Here is a 15764-nt window from a genome sequence, read left to right as displayed (position 1 = left end):
ACCCCCAGTGTTCGGCCCCAGACGCCACTGTCGAGATAGGATATTACGATAACAGTTCTTTGAACATACCGTTTTTCTCTAAAAGATCGGTTGTAGAGCCGCTTTCGACAAGGCTCCCATGATCGAAGACCAGAACACGGTCGAACAATTCGGCAAAGCTCGGATTGGACAATACCCAGATGATTGCCGGCGCGTATCCGTCGCTGTCGAATTCGCCCAGGATGGCTCTCGCAATCTGGTCCTGAACGCGATGATCGAGCGCCGGCAGCGGACGGTTGCAGATGATGTAATCCGCACGTTTCAACAGCGCGCGGCCGAGATTGAGCTTCTGGCGCTGCACATTCGTCAGGCGCTTGCCCCCCGAGCCGACATCGAAATCCAGGCCGATCGACAGGACGCTGTCATGCATGCCGAGGCGGCCAAAGACATCATACATGATCTGGTGGATGCGCTCCGGGGCATTGGCCTGCTGATGGGCGATGCGGCCGAACAGCACGTTGTCCATCAAGGTCGCCGACGCGGTAAAGCGTTCCGGATCATAGCGCTCGATGACCTTGGTAAGATCGGCCGGGATGTTCTCGTAGAACTTCGCCCGCGCCTGGACGATTTTTTCCATCAGAATCTGGGTCAGAAGACCGAAGCGGTGACGCGGTTCGATATAGGAGAAGCTCAGGCGGATGATGGCCGCGCGTTCATCGTCGGTCGCCGCCTCATATCCCTTGCCGTTCAGCTTCTGAAGCAGTGCCTCGTAGGTCGGAATATCCTCCGCCGTCATGAAGGTCAGCTGCTGGAAGAACGGATGATCCGGCGGCAGGTCGGTGAAAAGCTCGACCGCGTTTTCGGCAATCTCCAGGCCCATGTCGTAGAGGTCTGACACGAGCCCGGTTTCGGCGAATATCTGCCGGAAATAAGGATGTGCAGCCAGCTTGCGATTGGTCATCTGCGGCCGCTTCAGCGTGCCGAACAGCAGATTTTCGCCGACCGTCGCCTGCGGATTGTACGCGTCGAACTGGAAGGGGACGACGAGGTCCTCGAGCTTCTCTTCCTCAAGCCGCGACCGCAGTGCCTGACGCAACTCGACGATGCGCGACGTCAGATCTTCGTGTGCTGCCGCATCGACATTCGAGCGCAGCGCCATGTCGAAGATATCCTGAGACATGGCAACAGCATCGAGAACCGGGCGGATCACCGAATAGATATCATCCGGCCCGGTGGCGCCAGCAGCCGCATAATCGACCCAGTCGCCGTTGAGATCGAATTCCGGATTGGCGGCACGGCGCGCTTCCATCACACGCCATTTGGCTTTGGTAGCCTCGTCGTCGGTATAGACGGGAGCGATGAGTGGCGCATGCTTGAGGCCATAAAGCAGATTGCTGCGCAAGGTGCCATGGAAGAAGAAAGTCTCCGACGAGGCGTAGGCAATGCGTCGCCCGGTTATCGATTCCGGCAATTCGAGGATATCGCGGCCATCGATCGAGACGCGGCCGCTGTCCGGCCAGATCAGGCGCCCGAATGCCTCTGCCAGATATTCGCCGCCCGCACCGCTGTCGCCAACGATCGCTACCCTTTCCCCGGGATTGATTTCGACCGAAACATGATCGAGCACGCGCGCGCCGCTATCGTCGACGACGGTCACGTTGGTGGCAACGAGGGAATGAGTGATACGCCCGGCGGGCGCATGCGAGAGGACCTGGATTTTCGGATCGATCAAATGGTCGACGCTGAACTGCTCGACCACCTGATTGTATTTGACCTGAACGTCCTGACGCGACTGGTCCCAATCGATCAGTTCCTTCAGCGGTCCGGGGAGGTCCTTGTAGGCATTGATGACGGCGACGAGCTGACCGATGTCCAATCGGCCCTGCAACGCGAGGAAACCGCCGATCAGATAGAACAGGAAGGGCGTGACCTGCGCGAGGAAATTATTGATGAATTTCACCAAAAACTTCCACTGGTAGAGATCGTAGCGGATCGAAAAGATCAATCCGAGCCGATGGGCGATATCGGCGCGCTCTAAATTGGTGGTGTCGTTGGCATGGATGGTGCCGATGCCATCGACGATCTCGCCGACACGGCCGGAAAGCTCGCGCGCCGTCAGCTGGCGCTGGCGGCCAAGCTCCAGAAGCCGCTTGCGCATGCGGGGAATGACGATTGCCTGCACCGCGACAATGGCGGCGGCGATCATACCGAGCCAGAAATTCTGCATGATGATGAAGACGAGCGCCGTCACTGCCTGGCCGCCGAGAAGGGCGGGCTGCACGAAGGCATCGCCGGTGAAGCCGCCCATCGGCTCCACTTCGTCCTTGATCATGGTGGCGATTTCCGCCGGTTTCACCCGCTTGAAATGGATCGGGGGGAACCGCAGCACGCGATCGATCAGCTCGAAGCGGATGCGCCGCAGCATGCGCTCGCCCAGCCGCCCCTTATAGGTATTGATATAGAGCTTGAAGAGGCCGTTGAGGACGACGAGCGCCAGGAACACCATGCTCAGCGCAACGAGCATCCACATGCGGGTCAGTTGAATGCCCTGAAAAACCTCGATATGGCCGAGCAGCGGCACATCGAAAGCGATGTGCATGAACGTCTGGGTCTCGCCAGGATGCTCGAAACCCTTGCCCTGGATCGGCCCGTTGACGATCTGCTTGGGCAGGTCGAAGGACAGAAAGTACGGGATCATCGACGCCGCAACGACCAGCAGTATCCAGATCTGCTCCAGCCGGGTGTTCGACCAAATGTAACGCGCTAGGCTTTTTTCCATTGCTTACTGCAGGCTTTCAGATTCAACGCCCAGCGCCGGCCTGATGCCGGCACCGATGTTGCAGAGATGCGGGAAGATTTCGTTGCGGATACGTGGCCCCATTGTGAAAAGGGGAACCGCCCGGTCCTTCGTCCACGCTCCTCCCGATTCATCGATTTTTCGATTTATATCACAAGATTGCAGGAATCCAGGAGGATAAAACGACAGGATGCCTCCGATATCAGCCGCGCCTTCCTCTATGTGATTTGGCGCAGGATAGCCGAGGTTCTGGCGGCACCGCCGAGATCGATGTCCGGGCTGCTCGGCTTGGGCCGCGACAGCGCGGTCTTCACGGCTGCGACCAGCAATTCGGTCGTCAGCCCCGCCTCCGGCAGGGCCAATGCCAAGCCCAGTCTTTCCAGCCGCTCGGCCCTGACGGATTGCTCCGTTTCGCCGCCAGCCGTGAAGGGAACCAGAATGGCGCGGCAACCGGCGACGAGAAGATCACCGACCGTATTATAGCCGGCTTGCGAGATCGACAGCGCCGCCCCCCGCAGCAGAGATGGAAAATCCTTGCGGAAGCGAACAAGCTCGACATTGCCGGGCGCGTTCCTGGCGAGATCGTCATAATCCTGTTCGGGCAGGTTCGGCCCGGCGATCAAAAGCCAGCGGCGATCGGTCGCCACGCGGCTCGCCGCCTCCAGCGATGAGCGGATGAGATCACGCCCGACGGCGCCGCCGCCGGCCGATACGACGATATCGAAGGTTTCGGCAGGCTCCGGCGGCAAGGCAGGCGCGACAAGGCCGGTATAGGCAATCTTATCGGCGATCGCCTCGGTCAAGGGAAAGGTTTCCTCCAGCCGGACGAAATGCGGGTCGCCGTGAACGAGCACGCCATCGAAGTGATCGCGAAGCAGGCTGACCGTCTCTTCGTCCCGGCCCGGCTTTTTCTGTTGCTGCAGAATATCGCGCACCGAGGTGTAAAGCCTCGGTTTCGGATCTGCCTTGGCAACGGCGTCGAGCAGCGGCAGGAGTTCGAAACGCATCTGTCTGCGGCCGAAGGGAAAGGCCTCGATGACGACGACATCGGGTGCAGCCTGCCGGAACGCATCCAGCAGCAGATCGCGGCGGCGCGACAGAAAATCTTCGCCGACGGGATTGCCAGCCTGATCGGCCAGGCCGGAAAACCCGGCGCTGCTGGCGACGACGGCAGGCAATGTGACCGAGGTGACATCCGCTGCGGGGAAGCCATTCACCGGTATGCCGCCGGTGACGACGGTCACATGGCAGCCATCCTTCGCCAAGGCACTGGCAATGCGGCTGGCACGCGCCAGATGGCCGATGCCGAGCAGATGCTGAACGTAGAAGAAAACGCGCAAGGGTTGGGAATGCGGGGCCGTCATGCGGATTTCCGCCATTGATCTTCCCTTTGCCACTGCTCCTCGAATAGCCGCGTCAATTGCCGGATGCTGGCATGATAGTCGAAATGCTCGCGCACCCGCCTTTCGGCCGATTCCGCGAGCTTATGGCGCAGCGCCGGGTTGCGAATGGCCGTTTCCAGCGCCACGGCGAGCGCCTGCGGATCCTCGGATGGAACGACAAGGCCGTTCTCGCCATCCTCGATCAATTCGGGAACGCCAGAGACATTGGTGGAAACGCAGACAAGACGCTGGCTCGACGCTTCCACGAGCACGTTCGGCAGGCCGTCGCGATCGCCATCGGCCGCAACGCGGCAAGCAAGCGCGAAGATATCGGCCTGACGATAATGGGCAAGCACATCCTCCTGTGCCAGCGCGCCCTTCCAGGTGAGGCGATCGGCAATACCGAGCGTGTCGGCCAATGTCTTCAGCTTTGCCAGCCCATCGCCGCCGCCGATGTGGGTAAAGCGCCAGTTGAGATCGCCGGGCAACAGCGCCAGCGCCTTCAGCAAGACGTCGTATCCCTTCTTCTCCACTGCGCGCCCGACGCTGAGAATGAGGGCGGGATCGGAGGCGTCCGTGCCATCCCGATCGGAATGATCGCCGGCGAAGGGAGCGAAGCGATCGAGATCCAGGCCATGATAGCTCAGATAGACTTTGTCATCCGTCTGGATCAGATCGCGCATGTGCTCGAAACCGGTGCGCGTGCAGGTCACCGTCCAGCGGGCTCGACCGAGCTTTTCCGAAAGCTCCCAGTCCGGCGACGTCCAGATATCCTTGGCATGCGCCGAGCAAGTCCAGGAAATGCCTGTCATGATGCTGGCATAGGAAGTTACCGAAGCCGGCGTATGGATGAAATGCGCATGCAGCCATTCGCCGCCATCGGGCCATTCATGCGCCAGAACCAATGCCTGGCCGAAGCGCCGCACCCGGTTTGGGGTGATGTCCCGCTTCAGGTCGGCCCAGAATTGCTTCACGAGCGGCCTGAAGCCCGGCTTGCCGATGCCTGCAAAGAAGGCCCGCAGCACCCTTAGCGGTTCGTTGCGCAGATATTCCGGCAGATAGACGACACGCGCCTTGATCTCGTCATGGACGGGATGGCGCTTCTTGTCCGTCGGCTTGCGCATCGAAATCAGCGTCAGGTCGAAGCCGGCCTCTTCCAAGCCAAGCAGTTCCTGCGCAATGAAGGTTTCAGACAGGCGAGGATAGCCCTTGAGGACCACCAGTATTTTCTTCCGCATCGACAGCTTCCGATGATCTATTCGGCAACGATCGACAGCGGCGTATAGCGCTCGCGATCATCGAACCACTCGCCGATGGTGCGCGAAATATGCACCAATCCTTCCAGGCGCATGTTGCTGCTGCTCGCCGAAGGCGGCGCGCGGTTCGGCAGGCGCTTCAGGGCGGCGGCAAGCTGCCTCGGATCGGCGGATTCCTCCGGCAGCAGCATATCGACGAGGCCGAGCTCGCTGGCACGCTGGGCGCGGATCAACTGTTCCTCGCGCGGGCGGGTGCGCGGAATGATCAACGCCGGCTTGTCGAAAGACAGGATCTCGCAATAGGTGTTGTAACCGCCCATGGCGACGACGGCCTTGGCGCCGGCGATCAGCTCTTCCATCTTGTTGTCGAACTCGATCACCTGCAGACAGTCGATCTTGCTGGCGCGCTCCAGGAGCTGGCCGCGCTCCTTGGCCGGCATATAGGGACCGAGGACGATCAGCGTCTTCTGCGTCAGGGAGCTGTCCTGTTCGAAAGCGCCGACGACATCGCTGACCAGATCGGCGCCATCGCCGCCGCCGCCCGTTGTCACCAGGATATAGTCCTCGTCGGGCACATGTTCGGATTTCGTGCCCAGGGTGGAAACGCTGCGCTGCAAGAAGCCGACAAATTCCATCTTCCGGCGCACGCCCGTGGGCACGTCGAGCCCGATAAGCGGGTCATGGAAATCCGGCGGACCGTAGACCCAGACGCTGTCATAGAACTGATCGATCTTCTGCAGCACGTTGTTTTTCTTCCACTCCGCCTCCAGCAGGTGCGGCGCATCCATGACATCGCGCATGCCCAGGACGAGTGTCGTGCCGCGCGCCTTGAGATAGGTCAGCGTCTCCTCGACCTCGCCCTTCAGGCCCAAAGGCTCCTTGTCGACGATGAAAACATCCGGCTGAAAGGTTTCCGCCGTATGGCGGATGATCGACTGCCGCATCTTCAGCGTTTCCTGCAGCGCGACATGGCTCGCCATCGACGTATATTCGCCGTCACGCAGCTTGATTACGCTCGGAACTTTGACGAAATCCACGCGAGACCGATAATCGAACGCCCCGGCAATCGTCGCGCCGGAGATAATCAGCACGTTCAGCCCGCGATAATCCTCCACGAGCGCATGCGCGATCGTCCGGCATCGCCGCAGGTGGCCGAGACCGAACGTATCGTGGCTGTACATGAGGATTCGAGCATCTTCTAAGCGCCGCTTCATTGGCAAAACCTCTGGGGGTAAAAGTCATACGCGGTTTGTCGGCAAACGACATCCGCGACCGCTCCTCGAATTGCAATCCTGTCTTCGCCATTCACCCTGCTATTTGTAGGGATCGGCGGCATCGCGCAACCCGTCTCCTAAAAAGTTGAACGCCAGAATAACCAATATCACGGGGATCATCGGAAAAAGAAGCCATGGATAGAAGGCGATCACGCTGACGTTCTTGGCCTCGGTCAGCAGGATACCCCAGCTCGTGATCGGCGGCCGAAGGCCCAATCCAAGGAAACTTAGGGCAGTTTCGCCGAGAATCATGCTCGGAACCGAAATCGTCGCAGTAGCAATCAGGTGCGACATGAAGCCGGGGACGAGGTGACGGCCGATGATCCGAGGCGTGCTTGCACCCATCAGTTGCGCGGCAAGCACGTAGTCCTCCTCGCGCAGGGATAAGAGCTTGGAGCGCACGGCGCGCGCAAGGCCGGTCCAGTCCAGGATGCCGAGGATGATCGTGATGCCGAAATAGACGATGATCGGGCTCCAGCTCACCGGCATGATCGCCGCCAGCGCCATCCACAATGGCAGGCTCGGCAGCGACTGCAGCACCTCGATCACACGCTGCACGAGAAGATCGAAAAGACCGCCACGATAGCCGGCGAGCCCCCCGATGACGATGCCGAGCGCGAAACTGATCGTGATACCGATCAAACCGATCGTCAGAGATATGCGCGCGCCATAGATGATGCGCGACAACACGTCGCGACCCAGCCTGTCCGTGCCGAGCAGGTACATTTGGCCGCCGACGGCCGGGCAAACCAAATGAAAGTTCGAATCCACCAGTCCCCAGAAGCGATAAGCATCGCCACGGCAAAAGAAGCGGATCGGCTGCACGTCGGAAGGATTGTCGGTGTAGATCCGACGCAGCGTGTCGATATCGAGCGTCATCTTGCGGCCGTAGACGAAGGGGCCGACAAAATTGCCCTTGTCGAACAGGTGGATCATCTGCGGCGGCGAGTGGATATAGTCGACATTGCGAGTATGCAGCTCGTAGGGCGCCAGGAATTCCGCAATCACGATCATGCCGTAGGCCAGCAAAAGGAAGATGCCGGATGCCAGGGCAAGCTTGTGGCGCTTGAATTTCCACCACATCAGTTTCTTTTGCGACGCCATGTAATAGCGTTGCTGGCCTGCGGACATGGCTTCGAACTGATCCGGATCGAAATCCGCATTCGAGACATAGTGCTCCAGAGGGGCACCGGGCTTTGGCAGGGATACGCTCACTTTGTGCTCCTGCCTTGCAAGCGGATGCGGGGATCGAGAAAGCCAAGGGCGATATCGGAGATCAGTACGCCGATGACGTTGAGGAAGGCCAGGAACATCAGGAAAGAGCCGGCGAGATACATGTCCTGGCTCTGCAAGGCCCGGATCAGCATCGGGCCGGTCGTTTCCAGAGACAGCACGATGGCGGTGATCTCAGCGCCTGAAATGATCGACGGCAGGATCGACCCGATATCGGCGACGAAGAAATTCAGCGCCATGCGCAACGGATATTTCACCAGCACCCTTAACGGATGCAGCCCCTTGGCACGGGCGGTGACCACATATTGCTTCTGCATCTCGTCGAGCAGATTGGCGCGCAGGCGGCGGATCATGCCCGCCGTCCCGGCCGTGCCGACGATGATGACCGGAATCCACAGGTGCGACAGGATCGAGCGGGCCTTTTCCCAGCTCATCGGCTGCGACAGATATTTTTGATCCATCAGATGGCCGATCGATACGCCGAACCAGACATTGGCGAAATACATCAGGATCAGCGCCAGCATGAAGTTCGGAATGGCGATACCGAGCAACCCGAAGAAGGTCAGCCCGTAATCGCCCCAACTATACTGATGAGTGGCGGAATAGATGCCGATCGGGAAGGCGATCAACCAGGTCAAAAGGATCGTCGTCATCGACACGAGGATGGTCAGCCAGAGCCGGTCGCCGACGACCTCCGAGACCGGCAGCTGATATTCGAAGGAATAGCCGAAATCGCCGTGCAGCATGCCTCCGGCCCAGTGCAGATATTGAAGCGGCAAGGGCTGGTCGAGCCCGTATTCGTGGCGAAGATTCTCCATGTCCTGCAGATTCGCGGTGTCGCCCTGAGCGCGCAGTTCCGCGATCTGGCTATCGAAGAAGTCGCCAGGCGGCAGCTGGATGATCGTAAAGACCAGCATCGAGATGACGATTAGGGTCGGGAGCATCACCGCGATGCGCCAGAGGATATATCTAAGCATTCGGACGATCCTCCTTCATCCAGAAGGTGTCCGGCATGTAGACGCCGAGCAGGCAGGTCGGATCGAAGCCGTAGAGCGCCTTTTCCGGCACATTCTGCATGCGGGCCGAATGCACGATCGGCTGGAAAGTGCCGTTGACCAGACCGATGGAGAAAACCTGGTCCGTATAGATCTTCAGCATCTTGTGCCAGACCTCGGCCCGCTCGAAGGAGGAGGCAGCCTCTTCCCATTCGCCCAGCAGCCTGATCAGCTCGGCTGCCTCCGGCAGGTCCGGAGCCACGCCTTGCGTCTGGCGCGACAGATAGTACATGCCCCAGAGCGGCCATTGCATCTGGTCGTTGGTCGTCGGTGCCAACTCGCCCGGATTCATGTCGGCCGTTGCCACGCCGTTGTCGAGGCCGTACCACAGCGACATCAGAATGCGGCCGCCCATGGCGCGGCTGCGGAAAATATCGCGTTGCGATACGCGCGTGAAAAGTGCAATGCCGACCTTGCGCCAATGATCGGTAACCAATTCCAAGACGTCCGTATCGAGCGTACTTTCGCCCGGTGTCTCGACAGTGATTTCCATTCGCCGGCCATCTGGTAGCAAGCGGACACCGTCTTCATCCCGCTTGCCAAGGCCGGCAGCGTCCAGAAGAGCATTGGCCTGGTCGGGATCATGTTCGATCCAGGCAGAGGCATACTCAGGTTTGAAAAGCGGGCTGTCGGGCAATACCGTGTTGGCGCTTGCTGTTCCGAGACCGTAGAAGACAGCCATATTGATCTCGTGACGATCGATCGCAAGCGACAGCGCTCTGCGCACCCGAATATCGCGCAAGAGGTCGCGCCAGACAGCGTCGGCGCTGTTCAGATTGGGGTACAGGGCGACACGCGACCCACGCGCCGCTTTCCAGAGATTGACCTTGAGCTTGCTCGGATCGCGCTTCTCCGCCTCCTTCAGGAAGGTATAGTCGTTGAAATCTATGCCGGTCGCCTGCAGGTCGCTTTCTCCAGCGCCGGTCTTGGCCGGAATGATCGATGACGAGCTAATGTCCAGGATCATGCGATCGATATAGGGCAGCTGCCGGCCATTCTCGTCGACACGGTGGAAATAGGGATTGCGCTCGAACACGAACTGCTCGGCCGGCGGCGGCGTCGTGTTCTTCCAGGGATCGAGCACCGGCAGATTGGGGTTTTCCGGGCGGTACGAGCGGCCCATCTTGATATGCAGATCCTGCCATTTCTTCGCCCTGTTCTCCTGCATCAGCGAGGAAAGACGAATCTTGTCCTGGTATTTCTTATGGAACTGCTTGAGATAGTGGGCCGGCCCGGCAATGACGAGCGGCTGCGGAGCGGCAAGGATCGGCAGGAAATCCGGATTGGGATCATCCCAGGTGTAGCGCACGGTCAGCTCGTCGAGCATCTCGAAATTCGGCAGGCTTCCATGCGGACGCAATTCGAGCGCGCCACCGCCCGGCGTCAGCTCCTTGTTGAGAATGACGTCCTCCCACCAGTAACGGAAGTCGTTGGCGGTAAACGGATGCCCATCGGACCATTTGTGTCCGTCACGCAGCTTGAAGGTGAAGACAGTATCGTTGACGGCGGAAAAGGATTCCAGAATATCCGGCTGCAGCGTCAGGGTGCGATCATAACCCACAAGGCGCGTATAGCCGTAGATCGTCATGAGACGGATATCGTTCTGACTTCCGATGATGGTGCGGATGGAGCCGCCGTAGCGGCCTGGCGTGCGCCCCATGGCGGCGACGTTGACGACGCGCGGAAATTTCGGCAGCCGCTTCGCAAGATGCGGCATCTGACCGGCCCGCAGCCAATCGGCGAGATAGTCCGGCTCGTTGTCGACTTCCGCCGCGGCAAGAGGCGGCGGCAACATGGTGGAAGCCAGCAGGCCGAGAAAGGTTCGCCGCGTTACCATTTGCGCAGCTCCTGGGCTTCGACGCCCCGGCGGGCGCGAACGAAATGGCCGCCGCCCAGATCCGCATAGGCAAGCTCCCCGTCCGTGCTTTCCGAGAACTGCGGCCCCCATTTCTGTTTGGCGGCCGGTCCCTCGCTGTTCAGGGCGGAGAAATCCAGAGGCCTGTCGAGATCGGGGAACGGGACGGCGGCAAGCAACGAGCGCGTATAGGGATGAACGGGATCGCGCAGGATGATTTCGCGCGGCGCGATTTCGACGATGCGCCCCCGCGCCATGACGGCGATCCTGTCGGCCATGTAATCGACCACGGCAAGATTGTGCGAGATGAACAGGTAGGTCAGGCCGAGTTCCTTTTGCAAATCCTTGAGGAGGTTCAGGATTTGCGCCTGAACGGACACATCGAGCGCCGAGACCGGCTCATCCAGGATGAGAAGCTTCGGCCCAAGTGCCAAGGCGCGCGCAATGCCGATGCGCTGGCGCTGGCCGCCGGAAAAGCTGTGCGGGTAGCGGCTGAGAAAATGCTTGTCGAGGCCGATCGCCTGCATCAGCGCCTCGACCTTCTCCTTGCGCTCGGCGCTGTCGCCATGCCCATGGATCTCCAGGGGCTCGCTCAGAATATTGCGGATCGTCATGCGCGGAGAAAGGGACGAAACCGGATCCTGGAAGACCATCTGTATCTTCGTGCGCAGATCCATCAACTCGTCGCTCTTGACGGACAGCACGTCGATCTTGCCGCTGCCGTCGTCGAAGCTGACGGAACCGCTGTCGGCGGTGACACCGCGCATGAGGATCTTGCTCACCGTCGTCTTGCCGCAGCCGCTTTCGCCGACCAAGCCAAGACATTCGCCGCGGCGGATATCGAAGCTGACATTATCGACCGCACGGAACTTCGTGCTGTCCCGCCGGCCGAACAGGCCGCCGGCCTTCGACGTATAGGTCTTGGTCAGGTTGCGCACGCTGAGCAGAACATCGGGTGCCGTGCCGGCAGCCGGCGCACCGTGGGCGATCAGCTTCTTCTTGCCGGAGAAGGTGCCGAGATTGACAGGGACATCCCGAAGAGACTTCAGCCGTTCGCCCGGCTTCATGTCGAAATGCGGCACCGCCGACATCAGGGCCTTCAAATAGCGATGCTGCGGCTGGCGGAAGATCGTTTCGACCGGCCCGGCCTCCATGATTTCGCCGTGATAGATGACGACGACCTCGTCGGCCATGTTGGCGACAACGCCGAGATCATGGGTGATCAGGAGCATTGCCATGTTGAAGGTCTGCTGGAGGTTGCGCAGCAGCCCGAGAATTTGCGCCTGGATAGTGACGTCAAGCGCGGTCGTCGGTTCATCGGCAATCAGAAGCGCCGGATTGCAGATCAGCGCCATGGCGATCATCGCACGCTGGCGCATGCCGCCGGAGAGCTGGAAAGGATACATGTCGAAAGTATGGTAGGGATCCTGAAAGCCGACGAGGCTCAGCATTTCCTCAGTCTTCTCGCGCTGCTCCGACCTGCTGATGCCGGGGCTGTGAATGCGGAGCACTTCGCTGATCTGGTTGCCCACCGTATGCAGCGGCGACAGCGACGTCATCGGCTCCTGGAAGATCTTGGCCATGCGCGCGCCGCGCAGCCTGCGCATGGCGACGCCGTCACGCGGTAGTTGGAGAAGATCGGTGGTCTCGCCGTCGAGCGGGTCGGTAAAAAGGATCCGCCCCGTCGCCGTTGCCGGCGTCGGCAGGATGCCCATGATCGACTGGCTGATAATGGATTTGCCGGAGCCGGACTCGCCGACGAGCGCCGTGACCTTGCCGGGAAGCACCCTCAAACCGGCGTTTTTGACGACACGCAGATTGTCCCCGTAAAGGGAAAATGAGACGTCGAGGTTCTCAATACGCAGTAGATCAGTCCCTGACGCCATACATATTACTTCCCGCTCACATGACCTTTGTGGCCTTAAGCGGCACACTAACGTAGGGCATAACGGGTGTCTAGCTGGTCAAAGCGCTACAAAGACTGTAAAAAATCTGTCGTCTTTCCAGTGATATATCGGCCTATGCTGAACCAGGCGGCGGCCGAGGTCACTGCGTCAGATTTTCGACTTGAACACGGCCTTCGAACTTCTTGGCATCCCTGTGCAAGAGGATAACCTGCTCGGCTTCGGAGAGCCCATCGGCCGCAGTATCGTGGAAAACTTCCACCGTACCGTTGGCAATGGCGGCTGCCATCGGAGAGACGACGGTAAAGCGCTGACGAACGCCGCGCAGCTTCTCTTCGCCGAGCGTTCCCCACTCGCAGTCGGTGTAGCCGGAAAAGGCCTGGCTTGCGACAACCTCCGTTCCATATTTCTTGGTCAGGGACTGCAGCCGCTCCACCTCGTTGACGGCGGCACCGAAGGCCGAGAACGTCAACCGGTCCTTCAATCCGACATTGCCGAACATGACGTTGCCGACGTGCAGGCCTATTCCGTAACGCACCTCGCTCAAATTGCGCGACTGGCGATCCTTGTTGAGGGCAGCAACGCGGCGCTGCGCCTCGAAGACGGCCGATAGCGCCGCCTCGCAGGCCACCTTGGACGGATCCTTATGGCGGCCGCAGGGATAGACCGCCAGGAATCCATCGCCGAGAAAGCTCATGATCTCGCCGCCATTGCGGTTGAAGGGCGCTGCGATCGCGTCGAAGAACTCGTTCAGCGTATCGATATAGGCCTGCCGCCCTTCCTTCTCGGCATAGACAGTGGATTGCCGCATGTCGCCCATGACCAGCGCCGCGCGGATCGTCTCGCCGTCGCCGCGGCGGATCTGCCCGTTCAGCACGCGCTTGCCGGCATCGCCGCCGAGATAGGTGGTCAGCATGTTGTTGGCGAGCTTACCCAGAACCGCCATCTTGGCCGCCATGGCGAGATGATTCTGCATGCGCATCAGCGCGCCGATCATCTCCTCGCTGAAGCCGCCGATGCTGTCGGTGGACCAGGAGCCCATCATGCCCTGGACAGAGCCCGCTCCGAAGGTCTGCACGAAGGCCATGTAGTCGGTCACTTTCTCCTTGCGCAGGTCCTCGAAAATCGGAAACTCCACCGCCCCATCCACATCGATCCGACGACGCAGATGGAGGAGATTATTGGAGAGGAGATAGTAATAGGGGCTCTGCACGAAGCGTTCCGGCTTATCGTTTACATGGCGATAGCCTTCGATCGTCAGACCGCCGGCGCGTCGCCAGGTAAATCCGAGAGCGTCATAAAGCGGATGCAGCATGGAAAAGGTCAGATGCACGCGAATGAGCGGCATTCCCGTCGCCGCCATGCGCTCGCAGAAGCCCCGCACGATGGTCTCCAGGTTTTCGCCGGTCAGCGCCGCCTGCGTCAGCCATTCCGCCACTTTATCGAGAAGAATATCGGAAACACTCGAATGAATAGTCATTATCCCCGCGGTCCATCTTGAAATGCCTGATGTTTCGTCCCGGCCATGGAATGCCGCCATCTCCGCAACCCCCGGCCTATCGGCTTGAGGTCGGACAAAATCATCATGCGACAGCGTCGATGCTTTCCTTCGTCAGGTCTTGTCAACGCCAGAAAGTTCGGCTGCATTTCTCCCGCGCCCCCGCATATGAAATGCAGCAAAAGACAATCGCCGCAAGCAACGACTCTCGTTTTGTTCTCTTTGAGATAAGGCGCATACGACGCTGAAACAATGGGTAAAAACGAAGCGGATCGATAAAAATCGCGACTGCGACCTGAGCCCGCCAGTCGCGTCACCGCTCCATCGCGCGAAAATCACCCACCCGCAGCAAGCGCGGGCGGCCTCTTTTCACGCAGGGCCATTGCCGCCATTGCATACCCGCCGCTCGCACCGTCGATGAAATGCATATGGTCGCGCATGAGTGGGGTCGGCACGAAGCAGGTCATCAGCGCGCTGTCCTGCCGGTGTAGCCCAAAGCGGCAGACACCTTCGGCCTCCGCCTGCAGCAGACGCGCCTCGATGCGCTTGAGATGCCCGGCATCGACGTCGATGGTCATTTTCAGCCCATCATCGAATTTGCGAAAATCGGAATTTGCCGCAAGGTCCCGCCGATAGATCTTGGCATCGAAGGTCGCGGCCCTGATGCCGAACCTGTCGAGAATCCAGACGAGGACGATCTGCGCATCGATGGCCAGCTTCCGCCACCAGCGATCGGCGGGAGCGGCCACGGCGCGCGCTTCGATATCCGCGCCGCCGAACCTCAATACCGGCGTCGGTCCTTCGACCGGCACAGGATGGCCGTCGCGGTTCTGCTCTGCGGAAATGGCAATGATATCGGCGACCAGCCGCTGAAACCTTACGTCGTTGCCGGCATCGCCGGGAATGGCGATGATGGAGACGATCTCGCCATTTTGCGCCTTGATCGGGTTCCAACGGCAGGAAAGGCCGGTCAGATCCGGCTCCGCCTTTGTCGGCAGCGCCTCGACGATGAATTGCCCCGCCTTCATCTGCTGTTCCGCCCAGCTCGTCCCGCCGCCGGAAAACATGGCATAGGAAACATGGTCGCTCGGGCTGAAGCGTGCGACCCGCACGTCCAGGCCCTCGCCGCGGATCACCGTCATCGGCACCAGGGCCGTGCGCAGATCGAGCTGCAATTCCTCCATCACCCAGGCCCGGACGGCCGCCAGCGCACGGCGAACCCGCTCCTCGCCCGACGGGGGGATCGCCACCAATGCACCATCCCCTCCGAAGGCGAAGGGATAATCGCCTCTCTCCATTGCGTTGAGCACGGCTGATATCACGCTGGCGCCCGCCATGTTGACGGATTTGTAATGGCCGGCGGCGATCGCCTTCGTCGAGCTGACGATATCGGCGATCGCAATCATCCAGTCGTCCGGCAGCGGCTGATAATTGGCGCTGTCAGTCACGCCCTCGAAACGAGTGAAGCCCGTGAGTTTATGGAAGAAATCATCTTTGGGTGGCTCGACCATGATATTTCCCCCTTCAGTGA

Annotated in this window: 10 protein-coding genes; all 10 read right to left on the bottom strand. The window is 60.1% G+C overall.

What is annotated here, in order from left to right; all coding sequences use genetic code 11:
- Positions 1-43 precede the first annotated feature (43 nt).
- Positions 44-2758, bottom strand: coding sequence for an ABC transporter ATP-binding protein (locus FP026_RS13810; protein ID WP_149635197.1), 2715 nt, complete (start codon positions 2756-2758; stop codon positions 44-46).
- 236 nt (positions 2759-2994) lie between these two features.
- A complete protein-coding gene (locus FP026_RS13805; protein WP_149635196.1) occupies positions 2995-4140 on the bottom strand; it encodes a glycosyltransferase family protein in 1146 nt (381 codons plus the stop codon).
- Entirely contained in the window at positions 4137-5402 is a 1266-nt protein-coding gene (locus tag FP026_RS13800) for a glycosyltransferase family 4 protein (RefSeq protein ID WP_188112598.1), read from the bottom strand. Before FP026_RS13800 ends, FP026_RS13805 begins: the two co-directional genes overlap by 4 nt.
- 11 nt (positions 5403-5413) lie before the next feature.
- Positions 5414-6628: a glycosyltransferase family protein gene (locus FP026_RS13795; protein ID WP_149635194.1), complete on the bottom strand. Its 1215-nt coding sequence runs from the start codon at positions 6626-6628 to the stop codon at positions 5414-5416.
- A gap of 99 nt (positions 6629-6727) precedes the next feature.
- Positions 6728-7903, bottom strand: a complete 1176-nt coding sequence (locus FP026_RS13790; RefSeq protein ID WP_149635193.1) for an ABC transporter permease — start codon at positions 7901-7903, stop codon at positions 6728-6730.
- Positions 7900-8898, bottom strand: a complete 999-nt coding sequence (locus FP026_RS13785) for an ABC transporter permease (protein ID WP_149635192.1) — start codon at positions 8896-8898, stop codon at positions 7900-7902. Before FP026_RS13785 ends, FP026_RS13790 begins: the two co-directional genes overlap by 4 nt.
- Positions 8891-10813, bottom strand: a complete 1923-nt coding sequence (locus FP026_RS13780) for an ABC transporter substrate-binding protein (RefSeq protein WP_149635191.1) — start codon at positions 10811-10813, stop codon at positions 8891-8893. Before FP026_RS13780 ends, FP026_RS13785 begins: the two co-directional genes overlap by 8 nt.
- Positions 10807-12717: an ABC transporter ATP-binding protein gene (locus FP026_RS13775; protein WP_149635190.1), complete on the bottom strand. Its 1911-nt coding sequence runs from the start codon at positions 12715-12717 to the stop codon at positions 10807-10809. Before FP026_RS13775 ends, FP026_RS13780 begins: the two co-directional genes overlap by 7 nt.
- Positions 12718-12877: 160 nt before the next feature.
- Positions 12878-14215: an adenylate/guanylate cyclase domain-containing protein gene (locus FP026_RS13770; protein WP_149635189.1), complete on the bottom strand. Its 1338-nt coding sequence runs from the start codon at positions 14213-14215 to the stop codon at positions 12878-12880.
- A gap of 353 nt (positions 14216-14568) precedes the next feature.
- Complete coding sequence (locus tag FP026_RS13765; RefSeq protein ID WP_149635188.1) at positions 14569-15744, bottom strand: DUF3095 domain-containing protein; 1176 nt, start codon at positions 15742-15744, stop codon at positions 14569-14571.
- Positions 15745-15764 lie beyond the last annotated feature (20 nt).

Source organism: Martinezella tropici (assembly GCF_008370325.1).
GTDB classification, from domain to species: Bacteria; Pseudomonadota; Alphaproteobacteria; order Rhizobiales; family Rhizobiaceae; genus Rhizobium; species Rhizobium tropici_B.
Note: the sequence above shows the minus strand (reverse complement) of the source record. Positions and strands in the feature narration are given on the sequence as shown.